General features: G+C 36.1%; 16 protein-coding genes. 9 read left to right on the top strand and 7 right to left on the bottom strand.

Annotated elements, in window-relative coordinates; translation table 11 throughout:
• Positions 1 to 147: 147 nt before the first annotated feature.
• Positions 148 to 2,676: a TonB-dependent receptor gene (locus tag F6U93_RS03165; RefSeq protein WP_150936739.1), complete on the top strand. Its 2,529-nt coding sequence runs from the start codon at positions 148 to 150 to the stop codon at positions 2,674 to 2,676.
• Between the two features lie 101 nt (positions 2,677 to 2,777).
• The gene (locus F6U93_RS03170) at positions 2,778 to 3,215 is read left to right on the top strand and encodes a hypothetical protein (protein WP_150936741.1); all 438 of its coding nucleotides are present in this window, start codon (positions 2,778 to 2,780) and stop codon (positions 3,213 to 3,215) included.
• Here F6U93_RS03170 and F6U93_RS03175 read toward each other — a convergent pair.
• Positions 3,212 to 4,261 (bottom strand): endonuclease/exonuclease/phosphatase family protein, encoded by a 1,050-nt coding sequence (locus tag F6U93_RS03175; RefSeq protein ID WP_150936743.1) that lies wholly within the window; start codon positions 4,259 to 4,261, stop codon positions 3,212 to 3,214. The two genes, F6U93_RS03170 and F6U93_RS03175, sit on opposite strands and share 4 nt — an antisense overlap.
• 102 nt (positions 4,262 to 4,363) lie before the next feature.
• Between F6U93_RS03175 and F6U93_RS03180 the strand changes: the two genes are divergently transcribed.
• From F6U93_RS03180 to F6U93_RS03200, 5 genes are all read left to right on the top strand, one after another.
• Complete coding sequence (locus tag F6U93_RS03180) at positions 4,364 to 7,165, top strand: TonB-dependent receptor (RefSeq protein WP_150936745.1); 2,802 nt, start codon at positions 4,364 to 4,366, stop codon at positions 7,163 to 7,165.
• A gap of 11 nt (positions 7,166 to 7,176) precedes the next feature.
• Positions 7,177 to 8,622, top strand: a complete 1,446-nt coding sequence (locus tag F6U93_RS03185; protein ID WP_150936747.1) for a DUF5689 domain-containing protein — start codon at positions 7,177 to 7,179, stop codon at positions 8,620 to 8,622.
• A gap of 31 nt (positions 8,623 to 8,653) precedes the next feature.
• Entirely contained in the window at positions 8,654 to 9,031 is a 378-nt protein-coding gene (locus tag F6U93_RS03190; RefSeq protein WP_150936749.1) for a hypothetical protein, read from the top strand.
• Between the two features lie 89 nt (positions 9,032 to 9,120).
• Positions 9,121 to 9,363: a hypothetical protein gene (locus tag F6U93_RS03195; protein WP_150936751.1), complete on the top strand. Its 243-nt coding sequence runs from the start codon at positions 9,121 to 9,123 to the stop codon at positions 9,361 to 9,363.
• Positions 9,354 to 9,683 carry a type II toxin-antitoxin system RelE/ParE family toxin gene (locus tag F6U93_RS03200; RefSeq protein WP_150936752.1) on the top strand — a complete coding sequence of 110 codons (330 nt, stop codon included), beginning with the start codon at positions 9,354 to 9,356 and terminating at the stop codon, positions 9,681 to 9,683. Before F6U93_RS03195 ends, F6U93_RS03200 begins: the two co-directional genes overlap by 10 nt.
• Before the next feature lie 3 nt (positions 9,684 to 9,686).
• Here F6U93_RS03200 and F6U93_RS03205 read toward each other — a convergent pair whose 3' ends face one another.
• Positions 9,687 to 10,322: a DUF1801 domain-containing protein gene (locus F6U93_RS03205; RefSeq protein WP_150936754.1), complete on the bottom strand. Its 636-nt coding sequence runs from the start codon at positions 10,320 to 10,322 to the stop codon at positions 9,687 to 9,689.
• An 18-nt stretch (positions 10,323 to 10,340) separates the two neighbouring features.
• Positions 10,341 to 11,312: an endonuclease/exonuclease/phosphatase family protein gene (locus F6U93_RS03210; protein ID WP_150936756.1), complete on the bottom strand. Its 972-nt coding sequence runs from the start codon at positions 11,310 to 11,312 to the stop codon at positions 10,341 to 10,343.
• A 166-nt stretch (positions 11,313 to 11,478) separates the two neighbouring features.
• Here F6U93_RS03210 and hflX point away from each other — a divergent pair, with 166 nt between their 5' ends.
• Together hflX and F6U93_RS03220 are read left to right on the top strand one after the other, a co-directional pair.
• Positions 11,479 to 12,690 carry a GTPase HflX gene (gene hflX, locus F6U93_RS03215; RefSeq protein WP_150936758.1) on the top strand — a complete coding sequence of 404 codons (1,212 nt, stop codon included), beginning with the start codon at positions 11,479 to 11,481 and terminating at the stop codon, positions 12,688 to 12,690.
• Positions 12,691 to 12,698: 8 nt separating this feature from the next.
• The gene (locus F6U93_RS03220) at positions 12,699 to 14,954 is read left to right on the top strand and encodes a transglycosylase domain-containing protein (RefSeq protein ID WP_150936759.1); all 2,256 of its coding nucleotides are present in this window, start codon (positions 12,699 to 12,701) and stop codon (positions 14,952 to 14,954) included.
• 188 nt (positions 14,955 to 15,142) lie between these two features.
• Here the strand turns inward: F6U93_RS03220 and F6U93_RS03225 are convergent, their stop codons facing one another.
• The 4 genes from F6U93_RS03225 to F6U93_RS03240 all read right to left on the bottom strand — a co-directional run bounded on the left by F6U93_RS03225 (position 15,143) and on the right by F6U93_RS03240 (position 17,551).
• A complete protein-coding gene (locus tag F6U93_RS03225; RefSeq protein WP_150936761.1) occupies positions 15,143 to 16,078 on the bottom strand; it encodes a DUF3078 domain-containing protein in 936 nt (311 codons plus the stop codon).
• 62 nt (positions 16,079 to 16,140) lie between these two features.
• On the bottom strand, positions 16,141 to 16,647 hold the full coding sequence (locus tag F6U93_RS03230; protein WP_150936763.1) for a DUF2480 family protein: 507 nt from the start codon (positions 16,645 to 16,647) through the stop codon (positions 16,141 to 16,143).
• 62 nt (positions 16,648 to 16,709) lie between these two features.
• Entirely contained in the window at positions 16,710 to 17,033 is a 324-nt protein-coding gene (locus F6U93_RS03235) for an SUF system Fe-S cluster assembly protein (RefSeq protein ID WP_150936765.1), read from the bottom strand.
• A 95-nt stretch (positions 17,034 to 17,128) separates the two neighbouring features.
• Positions 17,129 to 17,551: a SufE family protein gene (locus tag F6U93_RS03240; protein ID WP_150936767.1), complete on the bottom strand. Its 423-nt coding sequence runs from the start codon at positions 17,549 to 17,551 to the stop codon at positions 17,129 to 17,131.
• Positions 17,552 to 17,566: the final 15 nt, after the last annotated feature.

Below are 17,566 nucleotides of genomic sequence, written 5' to 3' on the forward strand. Positions count from 1 at the left end.
AATTATAATACAGTTAAAAACAAGGCGTCAATTTTACAAAATTGATGCCTTTTTTTTGTGTAATATATTGATTGTGTTAACCTTGTGTTAATGTTGTTATGAATTTTATGTGTATTTTTGCCTCGACTAATTCATAATAATTAATTCATGAAAAAAATTACACAAATTTTATTTGCGATGGCGGTACTGTTATGTTCTGCTGTGGCCTCCTCACAAAGTACAATTACCGGAACTATTATTGACGGTGAAATGAATGCACCACTTCCTGGCGCTAATATTGTTGAAAAAGGAACAACAAACGGTGCTTCTACTAGTTTTGAAGGTACATTCAGTTTACAAACCAGCGCGACATCTGGAGAAATAGTAGTTTCTTATGTTGGTTATAGTACAATTACTTTAAAATTTAATGGCGATCAAGATTTAGGACAAATTAAATTAATGCCAGACAATACCTTAGATGAAATTGTAATTGTTGGTAGCGGTGTTATTGATTTAGCTGAAGACAGAAAAACACCAGTGGCTGTGTCTACAATTAGATCAAAAGAAATTCAAGAAAAAGCTGGAAACTGGGATTTACCAGAGGTACTAAAATCAACACCTTCAATACAAAATGTAAAAGGTGGTGCTTTTGGTGACGGTACAATGTTTGTTCGTGGTTTTGATCAAACGAATACAGCATTTTTATTAAACGGACAACCAATTAATGGTATGGAAGACGGTAAAATGTACTGGTCTAACTGGTCAGGAGTAATGGACGTTGCTAATGCGATTCAAGTACAACGTGGTTTAGGAGCTTCTAAATTAGCCATTTCTTCAGTTGGGGGAACAGTAAATATCGTTACTAAAACCATCGATAAAAAAGAAGGAGGTTATCTTCAGCAAATGTTAGGTAATGATTATTATACTAAAACAACAGCTTATTATTCAACTGGTGTTAGTGAAAAAGGATGGTCTTTTGCCTCTTTATTAGGTTACTGGCAAGGTGACGGATATGTTAATGATACTGACGGTCAAGGACAAACGTATTTCTTCTCTGTTGGCTATACACCAAACGATCATCACTCATTCAATTTCTTGTTAACAGGAGCACCACAATGGCATGCTGTTGCAGGTAGTGGTGATATTCAATCATTTCTTGATAACGGAAGAGAATATAACTCTTGGAGTTTTGATGGTGTAGATAGCCCAAACACTTTATCTAGTGGTAAATATCCTGGAGGACGTAATATTTACCACAAGCCTGTTGCTAACTTAAGTTGGGACTGGACGATTAATGATCAATCTTCATTGTCTTCTGTATTATACGGGTCTTTAGGACGTGGTAGTTTTGCGCAATCTATTGGTTCAGTAGATTATGCTAGAGGTTCTAACAACAACCACGATTGGTATGGGTTAGTAACTAATTATAATAATCAAATTACTGAAAATTTAAACTTTAACGTAGGTGCCGATGTGCGGTTATATACAGGTTTTCACTTTAGAGATGTTAGAGAATTTATTACTTTAGATTCTGTAACGGCCAATTCAGGATATAGTGGTGGACAAGACTACCAGTTAACTGAAGCTGGAGGAATTAACCCATGGAAAGTATTTTTCAATCCTAACACCGATCACCTACAACGTTTTGGGTATGATTATTCAGAGCAAATTAATTACGGTGGTGTATTTGGACAGTTAGAATATGCTAAAAATGGTTTTTCAGCATTTTTCCAAGGGGCTTTATCAACACAGTCTCACGTACGTACTGAGTTTTTAAACACATCTACACCTGGAGAAGGAGAAGAAGGCGGTAAAATAAATAACTTGGGTTATAACGTAAAAGGTGGTTTAGCATACGAGCTTAGCCAAGCACACCGTGTATTTTTTAACACTGGGTTTTACTCACGACAACCATTTCACGATACTTTATATCAAAATGATAGAACAGGAAACGCTTTATTACAGCCTGAAGCTGAAAATGAAGAAATTACTGGATTTGAAGTTGGGTACCAATTCAACGGTGGTAGAGCAATTTCAGCTAACGTAAATGGATACCATACGACTTGGGATAATGTGACCAAGTATAGAAACAATGGAGAAAATGGTGATGACTATATTAGTTATCAAACTATGGGCGTTAAGCAGGTACATTACGGTGTTGAGCTTGAAGTGATGACACGTCCTTTAGATAACTTAAGGCTTAACGGTTTTCTTTCTTTAGGGGAGTGGCAATTTAAAGACAATGCGACACAAAGAACATTTGACAACGATGGTAACCAAATTGGTGTTGATGAAGAAATTGTTATCGATGGCTATAGCGTTGGTGGTGCTGCACAGGTAACTGGAGGTATCAATGGTAGTTATGATATTTGTAATAACTTTAGTGTTGATGCAGCTTGGAACTGGTATAACGATATGTTTTCTGTCGGTGCATTAGATGAAGCTCCACTTTCTATGCCGTCTTATAATACTATGGATGCTGGTTTATCTTATAAAGTGATGGTAGGTTCTAATGAATCATTACAATTCAGATTTAACTTGAATAATGTTTTTGATGAAGTTTACTTAGAATCTGTTTCTGGAAACACTGCCGCTTCAGCTAATCCAGACGAAAATTATAAAGGTATTAACACTAGTAATAACGGTCGTTTTGGTTACGGCAGAACATGGAATTTTAGCGTACGTTTCAATTTCTAATCACATTTGTTTTAATAACTTACAAAACCGCTTCGATTGAAGCGGTTTTTTTATGTTTTTAATTATTACATTTGCTATGTAACATTAAATCAAAACCAAGCATGTACGACATTATTTTATCCCTTCACTCTTATTGGGCTTATTTGGTGCTAATCATTTTAGCCATTACAGCCATTACGGCCATTATTAAAACGGCTGGAGACAAGGAGTATGAAAACAACGATTTTCGTAGAGGGTTATTTACTTTAATCGTATCTCATATCCAATTGTTAATTGGTTTAGTATTGTATTTTGTGTCACCGCGCTTTGCCTTATGGGGTGAATTAGGAGGGAAAGTGATGAGCAACTCGCTGGCAAGACTTTATTTGGTAGAGCATCCTTTTGTGAATATTTTAGCTATAGTATTAATTACTATGGGTTATTCGAAACACAAAAGAAAACTGACCTCTAAAATGAAACTAAAAACCATAGCTATTTTCTATACTATTGCATTAGTGTTGTTTTTATCACGTATTCCTTGGAGTACTTGGATGAGCTAAACTCTTTGAACTTCTTTGATTAAATACACATAAACAGGAAAGTGGTCGCTAAAACCATTTGAAAACCCGCTGTTGTTCCAACTTCTAAAAGGATAACCTTTGTAGGTGCCGCTTTGCTGAATTAAATAGTTTTTGTTGTAAATCCCAGCTTTATAAAACTGAAAAGATTTATAATCTTTTTCTAGAAACGGTTTGGTAAGCATAATTTGGTCGAATAAACTCCAGGCATCCCGATAGGCTGTCGTACCAAAACCAGCTTTATAAAGGTTGATATAAGGGTTGTAAATGCCCTTTAAGTTGATTTTGTTTTTATCGCCTTTAGCTTTTAATACCTTTTTTACACTAGCATTGTTGGGGTTATCGTTTAAATCGCCCATCACAAAAATCTTCGCATAAGGGTCAATAACTTGTAAAGAATCAATGATGCGTTTATTCAGTTTTGCCGCAGCCATACGCTTATGGTTGCTTTTAGAAGCGCCACCACGCCTGGATGGCCAGTGGTTTACAATGACGTGAATGGTTTCATTTTCTAATTTACCCGTAACCAAAAGTTGATCTCGCGTATAAATGCGTTTATCATCCTCGTAAATCTTTAATCCATGCGTACTCGAGTGTATTGGGGTAAACAAGGCCTTTCGGTATAAAAGAGCCACATCAATGCCACGCATGTCAGGAGCGTCAAAATGAATATATTTATATTGGTAATCACGTATTGATGGTTCCATAATTAAATCCTCTAAAACGGCCGCGTTTTCAATCTCGCAAATGCCAATAAGTGCTGGAGGTTGTTTAGTGAAATCTTTTCCGATATCAACCAAAACCTTAGACATGTTCACTAGTTTTTGTTCGTAAGCTTTTTTACGATGGGTTTTAATTTCCATCATAGGACTGTACTCATCAAATTTATTCGGGTCGTTGATGGTGTCGAACAAGTTTTCTAAATTATAGAAGGCTAGGGTATGGATTTTAAATTGCTTTTCTTGGGCTTGCCCTGTGTTAAAAAAGCTAAAAATCAATAGGTAGATTATAAATTTAGAATAAGGCATTAAGTCACGTTAAAACACAAAAATAAGATAATTCATCATAATTTGTAGGATTTTATTTTCATAAAATGTAAAAATGTCTAATTTTGGCATCAAATATTTTATGTGAACAAATTTTTACTCGTTTTCTTATTTATTGCCTTTTCAGAAGTAGTTGATGCTCAAAACACAACTATTCATGGTAGTGTGAATGATGCAGACAAGCTTCAGCCATTGGTTGGAGTTACTGTTCTTTTGAAAGAGTCGACCCTTGAAACTCAAACGAATCACTTAGGTGAATTTGTGTTTGATGAAAGCCTTCCGCTAGGCGAACAAACACTCGTACTCTCTAAAATTGGTTATATCAGCAAGCATTATCCTATTATTGTCAATGAAGGGCAAACGCTAAACATAAGCGATATGACCTTGAGCCGCGATCTTGCGTATACCAATGATTTGTTTACCATAACCTTAAGCGATGACGAACTTCATGATGATACCAGTGCGTCCGATAATGTTTCCGGACTTTTAGCATCTTCCTTAGATGTTTTTCAACGAACCGCCGCTTTCGAGTTTAGTCCGTCGTTTTTCAGATTACGTGGCCTCGATTCTAACAATAGCAATGTGCTCATTAATGGTATTGAAATGAATAAACTCTACAATGGTAGGCCACAATGGAGCAATTGGGGAGGTATTAATGATGTGCTTCGTAATCAAGAACTGGCCTTAGGTTTGGCTCCTTCAAATTATAACTTTGGAGGCGTTTTAGGGTCAACGCATATTAATGTTAGGGCGTCAGAAGCAAGGCCTGGTACGCGGTTCACCTATTCGTCTTCCAATAGAAGTTATTCAAACCGTTTGATGGTGAAGCATGCTTCAGGCCTATTGAAACACAATTGGGCTTACACCTTTTCCATTGGCAGACGTTGGGGAAACGAAGGCTATCAAGATGCTACCTTGTACAGTTCTAATTCTTTTTTCACTGCCGTGGAAAAGAAATTCGGTAAAAAGCACAGTTTAAATCTAACTGCCATTTATACGCCCAATAAACGCGGAAAATCTTCTCCAAACACCCAAGAAGTTTACGATTTAAAAGACATTAAATACAATGAATATTGGGGTTGGCAAGATGGTGAAAAGCGTAATTCGAGAATTAAAGAAGTTAATGAACCCATTGTTATGCTAAATCATCATTGGGATATAAACGCGAAAACATCACTAAATACCAATTTAGGCTATCAATTTGGCAAGATGGGCAATAGCCGTCTGGATTATAATGGCACCGATTTGGTTGATGGCATACCGCAGGGTGGTGGAGCAAATCCGAGTCCGGCATATTACCAAAAACTGCCCAGTTATTTCGAAAGAAATTTTCCCGATAATTTAGACTATGCTTACCGCGCCTTAAAGGCATTTCAGGATAACGGACAAATAGATTGGCAGTCTATGTACCAGGCAAATATAAATAACACTGAACAAGATGGTAATGCGATTTATGCGTTGTATGAAGACCGTGTGGATGACAAGCAAATTACGGTAAACTCTATTTTAAAAACAGCAGTCAATGAAAATGTACTTTTAAACGCTGCGGTCAATTATAAATCTTTAAAATCTGAAAACTTTGCTCATGTTTTAGATCTTTTAGGGGCTTCTAATTATTTAGATGTTGATGCCTATGCTTCCACGAGTGATGAGGCTCAAAACGATTTGCTACACCCCAATCGACTCGTTTCCGAAGGTGATACTTTCAAATATCATTATCTCATACGTGCCAATGAATTTAATGTTTTTGGCCAAGCTCAATGTACTTATAGTCACTTTGATTTTTTCGTTTCCGGTGGTTTTAGCCATACCAATTATCAGCGCGAGGGGCTTTATAAAAATGGGGGCTTCCCAGGTAATTCGTTAGGAAAGGGTGAACATCTCCGTTTTATAGGTTTTAGCGCTAAATCGGGGTTAACCTATAAGTTTTCAGGGAAACATGTTTTTAATTTGAATGCTGGTTTCATCAAACGTGCACCAAGCATTCAAAACACTTTTTCCAACGCGAGAGAAAACCATAATGTGGTTCCTGATATTTCCGAAGAAAATATTCTGTCTGCTGATGCGAGTTATATTTTTCGTTCATCCGTAGTCAAAGCCAAGTTAACCGGCTATGTCACTAAAATAACCAATGCTAATGAAATTGCTTTCTATTTTGCAGACGGTGTAGGTGGCGATAACGCTGTTTTTGTCCAGGAGATTTTACGTGGTGTGGATAAAAACCATTTCGGGACAGAACTGGGTGTTGAAGCTCAAGTGACCCCAACCATAAAATTAAAAGCTGTGGCTTCGGTGGGGCAATTTACCTATGCTAACAATCCGAATTTATTACTGACCACAGAACCCGATGCTGAAGCTGAAGCTGCAGGTTTTATCAATGGTGCTAAAGATTTTGGTGAGACCAAGCTTAAAAACTATAAACTTTCAACCGGACCGCAAAGTGCCTATTCTGTAGGTTTTGAATATCGCGATCCTGATTATTGGTGGTTTGGAGCCACCGCAAACTTCTTTTCAAATACCTTTTTAGATGTGAGCCCCTTAACCCGGTCATCAAATTTTAATACGGATTCCGATGGTAACGTGTTTAACGATTATGATGAAGAATTAGCTAAAACCTTATTGGAGCAAGAACGCTTTGATGATTATATGGTGGTGAATCTGGTTGGAGGGAAGTCTTGGAAACTTGGTCAATATTACATCGGACTTTTTGCGAGTATTAATAATTTGTTGGATGCTACTTATAAAACGGGTGGTTTTGAGCAGGGCAGAAATGCCAATTACAGGGAGCTCCGTGATGATAAGGCTTTAGATACACCGGTATTCGGACCTAAATATTGGTACGGTCGTGGGGCAACCTACTTTTTAAACTTGAATATTAGCTTTTGAAAAAAATAATTATGAGAACATTGAAAATATTAAGCCACCTGTTGGTATTCGTGTTAAGTGTCGTTTTAGTGTCGTCTTGTATAAAAACAGACGATTATGCCTTACCTGATGTGCTAATGACCGAACCTGAAGTTCCTTCGGAAAATATCACCACCTTCAAAACGATAAAATCTTTATATGAACAAGCTGTGAATGGCGGAAATTCTACCGTGGTTATTCAATCTGAAACCGATTTGTACATTGAAGGCTACGTGGTATCTTCCGATAAATCGGGAAACTTTTTTGAAGAACTCATCATTCAGAATAAAAAAGATGGCAGCGACCCCGATAATGACCCTAGACTCGGTTTTTGTGTCCTGGTTAACGTGAGTAACTTGTCCGACACCTTTCAATTCGGACAAAAAGTGTATTTAAAAATGAATGGTTTAACCGTTGGGGAATCTAGCGGGGTGCTTTGTATTGGCAAAGGCGATGCTGTTAAAGTAGAACAAATTCAGGCTTCAGAGTTTGAAGATATCATCATAAGAAGTAACGAAATCGCAGCTATTGAACCTAAGGTTTTAAGCCTGGAAACTTTAACGTCAAAGGATGAAAATACTCTAATTCGCTTAGAAAACATGCAACTCAATCGTTTTGAATTAGGAGCGTCTTTTGCTGCTGAGTCGTTTGATGAATATGATGGTTTTAGAATTTTAGAAAGCTGCGAGACGGGTATTAGTATGATGATGCAAACTAGTAGTTATGCCGATTTTAAATCTTTAACCGTTCCGCAAGGTTCTGGGAGCGTCACAGGAATTTATAGTCGTGATTATGGTGATGATTTTAATGTTTTGGTGGTCAATAGTTCCTCTGATGTGACTTTTGATAACCCGAACCGTTGCGACCCTTTAGAGTTGGACTGCGGAATCGCTGAAAGCTATGGTTCAGGAAATTTATTAACCGAAGATTTTGAACCCCAGAAAAACAATAAACCCATAGAAATCGAGGGTTGGACCAATTATATAGAAGCTGGTACCGAGGCCTGGGAAGGTTATTCATCAACTTCTTCAAATGCTTCGTTGGGGCGTTCGGCACGTTTTCAAAGTGCAAGTTCTGGAGACCATAGCAATATTGGATGGCTCATCACGCCAGCCATTCCTTTAGATGATTACGAGGGGGTAACCTTACGTTTTAAAACATCCAACAGTTTGGCCGATAGTAGTTTTATGGAGGTTTTGTATAGTTTAAATTGGGATGGCACTGAAGCTGGTGTTAACCAAGCCTCTTGGGGCGTGTTGTCTGCTGCTTATGTGGTGAAGGATTCCGATTCGTTTGTACCTTGGTTTAATTCTGGTGTTGTCGATTTATCATGTGCGGCTGGTATCATGCATATAGCTTTTAAATATACTGGTGGCGGACAAGAATCTTTTGATGGGGTTTACGAATTGGATGATATTCGTATTGATTATGTAGAATAGTTTTTACCTTTGAAAACTTTTATACACCACCATGACCACATTCGATAACTTATTTTACCACTTTTTTCAATTTTATAAAGCTAAGAAAAGTAAAAAGTCCAACGAGATTGCGACTTTTTATGTTTCCTTTTTACAAAGCAGTTTGTTATTGCTTTTAGGGGTGTTTTTTGCTGGATTTTTTAGACAAATGCACGTGCAAACCATGTCAGCCACAAAAGCATGGGTGCTTTTCACCTTGGTTGTTATTTTTTTATATTTCAAAAATTGGATGTATTACGGCGGCAGAAAACGTAAAGTGCTCAATGTAAAAATGCTTAAAAATAAAAAACTCGAATATAATATCTGGGTGCTTTGGTCTGTACCCTTAGTTATTTTAGGTTTAGCTTTTGTTTTGTCTAAAGCGATTTAGGATAAAAACCCTGTTGCTGATAGGAATGTATGACATACATTAAAATTGAATGCAGGGAATATTTTCGTAAATTTGAAAAAACGATTGTTATGGATTTACAAACTAGAAAACTAGAACTTATTCAAGAGTTTTTAAAGGTTCAAAGTGAGGATGTTATTTCACGACTTGAAAAAATCCTTAGGAAAGAGAACCTAAAAAATGATAATAAAGATTTTAAACCAATGACAATTGAGGAGTTTAATTCGCGGATAGATAAATCTATGGAAGATTCAGCAAGTGGTCGACTAATAGAATCTAGCGAATTAAAAGCCAAGATTGATAAATGGAATTAAAATTATTTTGGACTGATTTTTCTCAAAATGAATTAGAAAAAATTTATGAATATTATCGAGAAAAAGCAGGGACTCATATAGCGAAAAAACTCGTTAATGGTATTTATAATGAGACTTTAAAACTACGAAGGCAACCAGAAATAGGACAATTTGAAGACCTTCTTAATAATAGAATACAAGAATTTAGGTATTTAGTCTATAAAAACTATAAAGTCATTTATTGGATAAATTACGAAAAGAACAGAATTGAAATTAATGATGTTTTTGACACAAGACAAAATCCAGTTAAGATGAAAGATGAAAATCGTAATAAAAAATAGAGACTAGCCCTTCAACTGCTTATGTGAACCATCACAATTTGGTTTCCGTTTAGATAAGCCACAGGTGCAATCATTCAAACCGTAGCCATCAAAAATACGTTGTATGTTTTTTTCAATGCGAGCCGTTTTGGTTTTCGATTGTTTTGCTTTTGAAAAATATAAAAGATAACCACGTTGACGCCCTGGTGTTAATGCTTCAAATGCTTCTTGAAAAGCGGTATTTTCCTTAAAAACCTGTTCTAATTCCTCCGGGACCTCATAATCCGATGTTTTTTTCATCGCTACTTTCTGCCCTGATTTTTCAATAGCTTCTTTTAGATATTGCTTTATAACCGGTTCCAATTCTATAATTTCAGCTAAATCTGTAAATCGCATTTGCCTTGCAGTTTGCATATTTTCAGTTTGCTTAATTAATAGTGTTTCAGAGTCATCTAATAAAACGCCTTTAAAAAAAGATATACCACAGTAACTGTCAAACTCATGAATCAGCACCACGTTTTTACCTTCATGCGTATAACAAGGGTGCTTCCATTTAAAACCTTCTTGAAGTCCGCAACTTAAAATAATGTCTCGAAGGGCTATTAATTCCTTTTGCCACTTTTGTTGACTATTTAAATATTGTTGAACGTCTTGAAGCATATTTAATAGGTGTTTTTTTTAGCCTTTCTTAAAAATAGCATACACCGGGAAGTGATCACTGTAACCCCCATTATATTTTCTTCCAACGTAAGTTCTATAAGGAGTGCCTTTGTAGCGGCCGCTAAAAGTTTTTAAGAAATCTTCATCAAAAATATTGGCTGAACTAAATTCCAATGCTGTAGATGAGGCTTTAAAAAAGTTTGTAGAAATTAAAATCTGGTCAAACAAGTCCCATTTGCGGTGGTAGTAGGTAGAGCCACGATTGAAAGAACGCAGGGTTTCCATAAGATTGAATAAGCTCGAAGTCTTTACCAATTCGCGTATGCCTGGGTTGTTCGAATCTTCGTTAAAATCACCCATTACAATAACTTTAGCATCTTCATTATTGAGCTTTAAGCCCGCGATGATTTCACTCACCTTAGCCGAAGTCACTAAACGTTTAGGTTCCGATTCTTTTTCACCCTCTCTTCTAGATGGCCAGTGATTCACAATCACATGAATTTCTTCGCCATCTAAACGTCCGCTAACCAATAAAATATCGCGGGTGTAATCTGGCGAGCCATCATCATGCATGAGATTAATACTAAACGGTTCAGAGTGAGTTACCGTAAATACATCTTGGTCATATAAGAGTGCCACATCAATACCACGCTCATCAGGCGAATTGTAATGTACATAATTATAATTGAGAGGTGCGAGGTGTTTCGATTCGAGTAAATCATTAAGCACTTTTTTGTTTTCAACTTCAGCCACACCAATAATTGCAGGGTTTTTACCGGTTTCTCTACGTCCTATGTTTGAAATGGCATAACCCAATTTTCGAAGTTTATTGTCATAACGCTTATGGTTCCATCGTTTTGGAGCCGTTGGTAAAAAATCAACATCATGAATATGTGTGTCTTGAATTAAATCGAATAAATTTTCAAGATTATAAAAGCCCACGGTTTGTAATTCGGGTCTTACTGGAAGATCGTCAAAAAGGTCTGTCATAATTTCAAAAATAAGGGTAAAATTTTAAAATATAGGCTTTGTTAAATCTTAATCGCATGAATAAGCGTATCTTGTTAGTAACATAGTTGTTTTCTAAAAAGTTAGAGATATACTTTTTTAACGATAATGCTAGCAATTATGTAACTTTGTAGCATAGATTAATTATATGATTGAAAAGAAAGATATTGCTTTAGAAAAAGCAGTTTTAATAGGGGTAATTACTAAGGAACAAGATGAAGAAAAATCTAAAGAATATTTAGATGAATTGGAGTTTCTAACTTTTACAGCAGGTGGTTATGCTGTAAAGCGATTCACCCAGAAAATGGATATGCCAAACTCGAAGACCTTTATTGGTACGGGTAAAATGGAAGATGTACGTCAATATATTGAAGAAAATAATGTTAGTACCGCCATTTTTGATGATGAATTATCTGCAGCTCAAGAAAGAAATATTAGTAAAATTCTAAACGTAAAAGTTTTAGATAGAACCAATTTAATTCTTGATATTTTTGCCCAAAGGGCACAAACCAGTTACGCTAGAACGCAAGTAGAATTGGCGCAATGCGAATATTTACTACCGCGATTACGTGGTATGTGGACTCACCTTGAACGTCAAAAAGGGGGTATTGGAATGCGCGGACCAGGGGAAACCGAGATTGAGACCGATAGACGTATTGTTCGTGATAAAATTGCTTTACTAAAATCACGTATAAAAACCATAGATAAACAAATGGCCGTGCAACGCGGTAACCGTGGTAAAATGGTACGTGTGGCCTTAGTTGGTTATACTAACGTAGGGAAATCTACTCTAATGAATGTGATTAGTAAAAGTGAAGTTTTTGCTGAAAACAAATTGTTCGCCACACTAGATACCACCGTTAGAAAAGTGGTGATTCAAAACTTACCTTTTTTATTGAGTGATACCGTAGGTTTTATTAGAAAATTACCAACCCAGTTAGTCGATAGTTTTAAAAGTACCCTCGATGAGGTTAGAGAAGCCGATTTATTGCTTCATGTGGTAGATATTTCACACCCTAATTTTGAAGAGCATATTGCGTCTGTTGAAAAGATATTAGGTGAAATAAAAAGTGGTGATAAGCCAACAATCATGGTGTTTAATAAAATTGATGCTTATCAACAAGAACCTCTAGAAGAAGACGATTTAGAAACCGAACGTACCGAAAGACATTATTCTTTAGGCGAATGGAAAAGTACCTGGATGAGTAAAGTGGGAAATAATGCCTTGTTTATTTCAGCTTTAAACAAGCAAAACTTAGAGGACTTTAAAAAACGTGTGTATGACGAAGTAAGGGAAATTCACGTAACACGCTTTCCTTATAATGAGTTTCTGTATCCAGATTATGAAACTGAAGACTAGTTTTTAATATGAACAAGAGGTTGATAAAAAAACTATGGAAAAATAAATGGATTAAGGGCCTGTTTTTATTAGGAGCCTTTGTAATTCTGTTTTTTATTGGTCTATTTTTTAGTATTTATTTTGGTGCCTTCGGAAAAGTACCTACTACTGAAGATTTAAGTTCTATCATTCAAGAAGAAGCTACCGAAGTTCGTGATAAAGACGGAGCGTTAATTGGTAAATATTACATTTATGACAGGCAACCTTTAGAATATGAAGAGCTTCCTCAGCACTTAATTGATGCCCTGGTTGCTACTGAAGATGTGCGGTTTTTTCAGCATGATGGCATTGATAACGTGAGTTTATTACGTGTTTTTGTTAAAAGTATTTTACTCCAAGATAAATCATCAGGAGGCGGAAGTACCATAACACTGCAATTGGCAAAAAATTTGTTCGGGCGCGATGATTTTTGGATGTTCGGTATTGTAGTCAATAAGTTTAAAGAAAGTATTATTGCCAAGCGACTCGAGGAAATCTATACAAAAGAAGAAATTTTAACCCTCTATTTTAATACGGTTCCTTTTTCTGATAACACCTATGGTATAGAAAGTGCCTCTCAGAAATTTTTTAATAAATCAACTAAGGATCTCACTACCTCTGAAGCTGCTATTTTAGTCGGCTCACTTAAAGCGAATACCTACTACAATCCCCGATTAAATTTAAAACGTAGCCAAGAACGTCGTGATGTGGTTTTATCGCAAATGGAGAAGTATGGCTATTTATCTACAGATTCCTTAGAAGTAATTACAAATGAAGATGTGGTTTTACACTACCGTTCATTTAATCACGACATGGGTGTAGCACCTTATTTTAGAGAACAAGTTAAAAAGGAATTAACGGCCATTTTAGATACCATTGTTTCTCAGGAAGGAGCCTCTTATGATTTGTATAAGGACGGTTTGATTGTGCATACCACCTTAGATTTTAAAATGCAGCAATTGGCCGAGGAAGCCATGAAATCGCACATGGCTAAATTACAAGCGGCTTTTGAAGCCTCTTATGGCGATTCAGGACCGTGGAATGATAAAAAACTTGTAGATGCTGAAGTTAAGAAGCTTAAAAAATATAAGCAGTACCAAGCTCAAGGCTTAACTGAAGAACAGATAAATGATTCATTAGCCGTTAAACGTCATGTGGAATTGTTTTCTTGGGAAGGAGATACCATTAAAAACATCAGTGTTAGAGATAGTATCAGTCAGTATTTAAAATTATTAAATACAGGTATGTTGTCTGTTGACCCAAGTACTGGCGCGGTGAGAACTTATATCGGTGGTATTAATTATCGTGTGTTTAAATATGACCACATCACACAAAGTGAGCGCCAAGTAGGTTCAACTTTTAAACCAGTAGTATATACAGCAGCGATTGAAAATGGCATGCGACCTTGTGAATATTTCTCTTTAGCTAAAGTCACTTATACCAATTATGATAATTGGTCGCCAAGTAACTCTGGAGGCGATGAGGTTGACCCTCACGAGAATTATTCTTTAGAAAAAGCCTTAAGCCATTCTATAAATACTATTGCGGTTAAAGTATTGAATAAGGTTGGCATTCCTAAGGTTTTAGAGCAAGCCGAAAAGATGGGTATTACCAAAGCATTACCCCATCAACCTTCGCTGGCACTAGGTGTTGCCGAGTTAAACCTTCAAGAGCTGACGGGTGCTTATACCAGTTTTGTGAATTCCAGTCGCCCTGTGAAGCCTTATTATATCACTAAAATAGAAGATCGAAACGGAAATATAATCGCTAATTTTGAGCCGGAAATTTCAGAAAATCAGGCTTTCAGTGACTATACGCGTCAAGTCATGTTAGAGTATATGAAGGCGACGATCAATAAGGGTACTGCAAAGCGTTTAAGAAGTCATTATGGTTTAAAAAATGATATCGCTGGAAAAACGGGAACGACGCAGGACAATAAAGATGGTTGGTTTGTAGGGATTACCCCAAATCTAGTTACGGTAACTTGGGTAGGTAATGATAATTTTGGTATCGGATTTAAAACCACTGGAATGGGGCAAGGGGCTAATTCTGCCTTGCCAATTTTTGCTGAATTTTATAAAAAACTGAATGCCGATACGACCTTCAATGTCATTACTAGAGCTAAATTTGAAAGTCCGTTGCAGCAGGTGAAATCTGATTTAAATTGCGAACCCGAAAAGCGTGATTCCTTTCTAAAGCGTTTATTTACCCGAAAGCATAAAAAGAAGAAGTTTAGGGGGGAATAAGTTTCAAAGTTTCAAAGTGACATAGTTTCTTAAGCTTAATATTTTTTCTTCTATTGAGATACTGTCCTCTGCAGTTTTGTAACTTTGAATAACCCTTAAAGAAAAAAAGCTCCAAAGTTCTACAGATATTTTTTGTCTATCCATAAAACTTTGCAGCTTTGCTACTCTGTAACTTAGATGCTTTCTAATTAAAATGCATAGCTTAAACCAAAAGTCCAGTAGGTCTGTAAGTCGTTATCAACATTGTCGAAGGTAGGTTTCGGGTCTCCATCAGGTACGTTTTCCTCAGCAAAATTTAAAGCTTCTTGCTTGTTGTCTCTTAAACCAAATTCAAAACCTAAACCAATACCTTTCCATACCTCATACGCTAATGCGTTGGTCCAAGTCCAGTTAGAAAGGTTTGAACTCTTATACGATTGGAACATCGATAAGTTAGAGTTTAGTTTTAATTTTCCGAACTCTTTAGCATAATTGGCTACAATTTTAGCACCTAAAGAAGAGTCGAAAATATCGGTTTCTTCGCTAAAAAATACAATATTGTAGTTTAAAGGGTGTACTACCACAACCAATTCGCTAATTGGTGTCCATGTCACACCAATACCTAGATCAAGATATCCTGGATCGTTGAAATTATTTAATAAGGTTGTTCTGTACTCACCTAATGCAGAAGCAGCTAATGTTTTCGTAAACTTATAACCATAAAGGGAAGTTACTGTAAAAACATCTGTTGCTTGTCTGTAGTCGTTATCATCCGTAGGATCATCTTTGTCATCAAATTTCACCCAACTTAAGTTGATGTTCGCGGTATTATACCAGAAAAACTTTTCTCTGTTTAATTTAGCAAATGGGTTTGCTGTAATTGTAATATTTCCGGCTGAATTGTTAGGTGTCCCTTGAGCATACCAGTTGCTGAATTCAGATATATTAGCACCTATAGTACCAAAAGCACCGTAATGCCAACCTGGAAATTTTTCAATTTGTTTTTTAAGGGCGTCAACTTCAGATTGAAGTGCACTAATCGAATCTTCTTTGGCCGATTTTAAGGCTTTTAATTCTTCTTTAGTCTGTGCATTTACAGTAGTAATTCCTATAAATAAGGCACAGATGAGTAGCGTTTTTTTCATAGTTTGTAGTTTTAATAAAATGGATTAATGTTTAGAATTTTAAATTTATAAATAGGGATGATTTATTTCTTTTTGTATAAAGGTACCGATGAACAGGCTTCACCATACATGATTGATTTTGCTAAAGGCTTTAATTTATTAGCAAGCATGATATAGGCGTTTTGAGGTACAGGTTTGTTAGAACAGCCTTTAATAATTATTGGCTTGCCTTCAAATTCACTCACATCTAAATCTTGAATGATATCTTGGTAAATTGCGGTTTCTAGGTTGTCTAAGCTTCCTACTAATGTTTTTTGGACATAAGGTTCTAGGTGAATGCTTAGTAACATGTAAGCCCACCCCGGAATAATAGCATCGCTACTACAAGTTAACGCGATGTACTGCCCTTGAAACTGACTCCAATCAAATGCTGAAACCTGATTTCTAAAGTCTGTTTCACGAAGCACAAAACCTTCATAAAGCCAATCTTTAATATCAAATAATACACGTTCGCCTTGTGGGTAATAATCTTCAAGGTTAACGGTGACTAATTTACTATTAGCAACGCGATTTATAATTTCGTCTTTCAAAAAAATGTAGTTTTAAGTGTTTGGTTTGTTTGTGAACTGCAATGGTTTCCTGAAAACTTAGTTTACAGCATGCCCAATTCAAGTTTTGCCTCTTCACTCATAAGCTCTTGTGTCCATGGCGGATCAAAAGTGATTTCTACTTCAGCACCTTTCACTTCGTCTAGTGATTTTACTTTTTCTTCAACCTCTAAAGGTAAAGTTTCGGCAACAGGACAGTTAGGTGTTGTTAAAGTCATTAAGATTTTAACATCGTTGTCTTCGTTTACAAAAACATCGTAGATTAAACCTAATTCGTAAATATCTACAGGGATTTCTGGATCGTAAATAGTTTTTAAAACATTTACGATTTTTTCTCCTAATTCGGCAGTATCTATAGCTTCACTCATAATTATATAATTTATTTTTTAATTTCCGCCTTTCGTTTTTGCTCAAGATAAACTTTAGCGGAAATCTATATGTTATGATTCCTGTTTTACAGAAATTATTTCATTTGTGTTTGATAGGCTACGGCATACATTTTTAATTGCTTTACCATGCTTACCAAACCATTGGCGCGGGTTGGCGACAAATGTTCTTTAAGTCCGATTTGATCAATAAAATCAGTTTCGGCATGAATGATATCTTTTGGTGGCTGATTTGAAAATGAACGTACCAAAATTGCAATAATACCTTTGGTAATTATAGCATCACTATCGGCAGTAAATATTAATTTTCCATCTTCCATTTCAGCATGTACCCAAACCTTACTTTGGCAACCTTTAATAATGTTGCTGTCGGTTTTATATTGGTCGTCGATAAGTGGTAAATCTTTCCCCAAATCGATCATATATTGGTAACGCTCTTCCCAATCTTCAAACATTGAGAATTCATCTATTATTTCATTTTGGATTTCTTCTATACTCACAGTCTCAAATTTTAA

The organism is Pseudotamlana haliotis, from assembly GCF_008806375.1.
Taxonomy (GTDB): domain Bacteria; phylum Bacteroidota; class Bacteroidia; order Flavobacteriales; family Flavobacteriaceae; genus Pseudotamlana; species Pseudotamlana haliotis.

Excerpts from the sequence above, each read along its gene's own strand:
- F6U93_RS03165 (WP_150936739.1), top strand. The coding sequence starts at position 148 with ATGAAAAAAATTACACAAATTTTATTTGCGATGGCGGTACTGTTATGT.
- F6U93_RS03170 (WP_150936741.1), top strand. The coding sequence starts at position 2,778 with ATGTACGACATTATTTTATCCCTTCACTCTTATTGGGCTTATTTGGTG.
- F6U93_RS03175 (WP_150936743.1), bottom strand. The coding sequence starts at position 4,261 with ATGCCTTATTCTAAATTTATAATCTACCTATTGATTTTTAGCTTTTTT.
- F6U93_RS03185 (WP_150936747.1), top strand. The coding sequence starts at position 7,177 with ATGAGAACATTGAAAATATTAAGCCACCTGTTGGTATTCGTGTTAAGT.
- F6U93_RS03190 (WP_150936749.1), top strand. The coding sequence starts at position 8,654 with ATGACCACATTCGATAACTTATTTTACCACTTTTTTCAATTTTATAAA.
- F6U93_RS03195 (WP_150936751.1), top strand. The coding sequence starts at position 9,121 with ATGGATTTACAAACTAGAAAACTAGAACTTATTCAAGAGTTTTTAAAG.
- F6U93_RS03200 (WP_150936752.1), top strand. The coding sequence starts at position 9,354 with ATGGAATTAAAATTATTTTGGACTGATTTTTCTCAAAATGAATTAGAA.
- F6U93_RS03205 (WP_150936754.1), bottom strand. The coding sequence starts at position 10,322 with ATGCTTCAAGACGTTCAACAATATTTAAATAGTCAACAAAAGTGGCAA.
- F6U93_RS03210 (WP_150936756.1), bottom strand. The coding sequence starts at position 11,312 with ATGACAGACCTTTTTGACGATCTTCCAGTAAGACCCGAATTACAAACC.
- hflX (WP_150936758.1), top strand. The coding sequence starts at position 11,479 with ATGATTGAAAAGAAAGATATTGCTTTAGAAAAAGCAGTTTTAATAGGG.
- F6U93_RS03220 (WP_150936759.1), top strand. The coding sequence starts at position 12,699 with ATGAACAAGAGGTTGATAAAAAAACTATGGAAAAATAAATGGATTAAG.
- F6U93_RS03225 (WP_150936761.1), bottom strand. The coding sequence starts at position 16,078 with ATGAAAAAAACGCTACTCATCTGTGCCTTATTTATAGGAATTACTACT.
- F6U93_RS03235 (WP_150936765.1), bottom strand. The coding sequence starts at position 17,033 with ATGAGTGAAGCTATAGATACTGCCGAATTAGGAGAAAAAATCGTAAAT.